Origin of the sequence: Microbacterium sp., assembly GCF_035554235.1 — a bacterium.
In the GTDB taxonomy this organism is placed as follows: Bacteria; Actinomycetota; Actinomycetes; order Actinomycetales; family Microbacteriaceae; genus Microbacterium.
The window spans coordinates 1-3,035 of record NZ_DATMIO010000032.1; the positions used below are offsets into that span (position 1 = coordinate 1).

Annotated in this window: 3 protein-coding genes; 2 read left to right on the forward strand and 1 reads right to left on the reverse strand. The window is 66.6% G+C overall.

The window, feature by feature from the left end:
- Both VNT50_RS01785 and ppk2 read left to right on the forward strand, forming a co-directional pair.
- A partial coding sequence (locus VNT50_RS01785; protein WP_325483394.1) for a DapH/DapD/GlmU-related protein occupies positions 1 to 694 on the forward strand: 694 nt, incomplete at its 5' end.
- Positions 695 to 722: 28 nt separating this feature from the next.
- Positions 723 to 1,616, forward strand: a complete 894-nt coding sequence (gene ppk2, locus VNT50_RS01790; RefSeq protein ID WP_325483395.1) for a polyphosphate kinase 2 — start codon at positions 723 to 725, stop codon at positions 1,614 to 1,616.
- 15 nt (positions 1,617 to 1,631) lie between these two features.
- Here the strand turns inward: ppk2 and VNT50_RS01795 are convergent, their stop codons facing one another.
- Positions 1,632 to 2,933 (reverse strand): citrate synthase, encoded by a 1,302-nt coding sequence (locus VNT50_RS01795; RefSeq protein WP_325483396.1) that lies wholly within the window; start codon positions 2,931 to 2,933, stop codon positions 1,632 to 1,634.
- Positions 2,934 to 3,035 lie beyond the last annotated feature (102 nt).

Sequence of the window (3,035 nt, forward strand, 5' to 3'; positions counted from 1 at the left end):
GCTGATCCGGCCGCACGAGGCCGACCTGAGTGGGCTGTTCGGCGTGCTCGCGAACGTCGCCTGGACCAGCCACGGGCCCGTCGACCCCGCGGCGCTCGCAGCCGTGCGGATGCGCTTCCGCGCCGCCGGCCTCCCGTTCAACGTCACCTCGATCGACAAGTTCCCGCGCATGACCGACTACGTCGCGCCCGGCGGCGTCCGGATCGCCGACGCCGACCGCGTGCGGCTGGGCGCGCACCTTGCCGAGGGCACGACCGTGATGCACGAGGGGTTCGTGAACTTCAACGCCGGAACGCTCGGCCAGAGCATGGTCGAGGGACGCATCTCCCAGGGCGTCGTCGTGGGCGACGGCAGTGACATCGGCGGCGGCGCATCCATCATGGGCACCCTGTCGGGTGGCGGCGAGCACCGCGTCTCGATCGGTGCGCGCGCGCTCCTGGGCGCCAACTCCGGCGTGGGCATCTCGATCGGCGACGACTGCGTCGTCGAAGCGGGGCTCTACGTCACCGCCGGCACGAAGGTGCTGCTGCCCGGCCGCGCCCCGCGCCCCGACGGCACGCCGCAGAGCGTCAAGGCCGCCGAGCTCTCCGGTGCCCCCGGCATCCTGTTCCGGCGCAACTCGCTGTCGGGGGCCGTGGAGGCCGTGGAGCGCCACGGGGCGGGAATCACCCTCAACGAGGCGCTTCACGCGTAGAGTCACGCATACCCGGCGAAGGAGTCCCATGTCGAAGCGTATGCCGAAGAAGCTCTACGAGTCCGAGCTGATGGTGCTGCAGGCCAAGCTCGTGGACATGCAGGCGTGGGTGCAGGACACCGGCGCCCGCGTCGTCGTGATCTTCGAGGGGCGGGATGCCGCGGGCAAGGGCTCGACGATCAAGCGCGTCTCGCAATACCTCAATCCCCGCGTGAGCAAGGTCGTCGCCCTGCCGGCGCCGAGCGAGCGGGACAAGAGCCGCTGGTACTTCCAGCGCTACGTGCCGCATCTGCCTGCGGCGGGCGAGATCGTCCTGATGGACCGGTCCTGGTACAACCGCGCGGGCGTCGAGCAGGTGATGGGGTACTGCACCCCCGAGGAATACCACCGGTTTCTGCACCAGGCGCCGATCTTCGAGCGGTTGCTGGTGGAAGACGGCATCATGCTGCTCAAGTACTGGTTCAGCGTCTCCGACGACGAGCAGGAGCGCCGCTTCCGCGACCGCGCCGACGATCCGATGCGACGCTGGAAGCTCAGCCCGAACGACACGCTCTCGATCACCAAGTGGGAGGACTACTCCCGCGCGAAGGACACGATGTTCGTGCACACCGACATTCCCGAGGCGAGGTGGTGGGAGGTAGACAACGACGACAAGCGCCGCGGTCGGATCAACACGATCGCGCACCTGTTGTCGAAGATCCCCTACGAGATCGTCGAGCGCGAGAAGATCGTCATTCCCGAGCGACCGCCGTCGGGCGGCTACGAACGACCGCCCCAGGACGAGTCCACGCAGGTGCCCGACTATGCCGCCGAGCTGGAGCGGCGGCACGACGAAGAGCGCGTAGACGGCAAGAAGAGCAAGCGCGCGAAGGAGAAGGATGCCTCCGCGATCGCCAAGTCGGAGGAGAAGAAGTCGAAGTGAGCGCGCGATCCGGTCTCAGAGACCGGGATACTGCCGCTCGGGCGCACCGACGTACAGCTGCTGCGGGCGTCCGATCTTCGTCTGCGGATCGGTCTGCATCTCGCGCCAGTGCGCGAGCCAGCCGGGCAGGCGGCCGATCGCGAACAGCACGGTGAACATGCGGGTGGGAAAGCCCATCGCCTTGTAGATCACTCCGGTGTAGAAGTCGACATTCGGGTAGAGCCTGCGCTCCCTGAAGTAGTCGTCTTCCAACGCGATCTCCTCGAGCTCCTTGGCGAGGTCGAGGAGCGGATCGTGCACGCCCAGCTCGCGCAGCACCTCGTCGGCCGACTCCTTGACGAGCTTCGCACGCGGGTCGTAGTTCTTGTAGACACGGTGCCCGAAGCCCATGAGCTTCACACCGTCCTCTTTGTTCTTGACCCGCTCGACGAAGCGGCGAACGCCCTCGCCCGATTCCTGGATGCGGCTCAGCATGTCGAGCACCGCCTCGTTGGCCCCGCCGTGCAGAGGACCGTAGAGAGCATTGATGCCGGCGGAGATCGACGAGAACTGGTTCGCACCGGTCGAGCCGACGAGCCGCACCGTCGACGTCGAAGCGTTCTGCTCGTGGTCCTCGTGCAGGATGAGCAGTCGCTCGAGCGCGCGGGACATCACCGGGTTGACGTCGTAGACCTCGGCGAGCACGCCGAAGTTGAGCTTGAGGAAGTTGTCGACGAAGCTCAGCGAGTTATCCGGATAGAGGAATGCCTGGCCGATGCTCTTCTTGTGCGCGTACGCGGCGATCACGGGCAGCTTCGCCAGCATCCGGATCGTGTTCAGTTCGATGTGCTCGGGGTTCGAGGGATCGGACTCGCCCTCGTAGTACGTCGACAGGGCCGAGACGGCCGACGAGAGCACCGACATCGGATGCGCGGTGTGCGGCAGTGCCGAGAAGAACCGCTTCAGGTCTTCGTGCAGCAGCGTGTGGTGACGGATGCGGTCATCGAACGCCTCGAGCTCGGCTGCCGTCGGCAGCTCGCCGTAGATGAGCAGCCAGGCGACCTCGAGATAGGTGCTGTTCTGCGCGAGCTGCTCGATCGGATAGCCGCGATAGCGCAGGATTCCCTGATCGCCGTCGATGTACGTGACCGACGACCTGGTGGCCGACGTGTTCACGAACCCGTAGTCGAGCGTGGTGAACCCCGTCTGGCGGGTCAGCGTCGAGATGTCGACGCTCGGGACGCCGTTGGTTCCCCGACGAACGGGGAGCTCGGCCGTTCTTCCGGCAACCTGCAGCGTGGCCGTCTCGGCCGGAATGGGCGTACCCGCTTCGCTCACGGCGCCTCCTCGCGATTCTTGGTCGTGATGGTCTCGCTCGGCTCGTGAGCCGCCGTTACAGCCTAGTCGGCACCCGCGGCTTCTGCTGACACAGCCAAAGAA

Excerpts from the sequence above, each read along its gene's own strand:
- ppk2 (WP_325483395.1), top strand. The coding sequence starts at position 723 with ATGTCGAAGCGTATGCCGAAGAAGCTCTACGAGTCCGAGCTGATGGTG.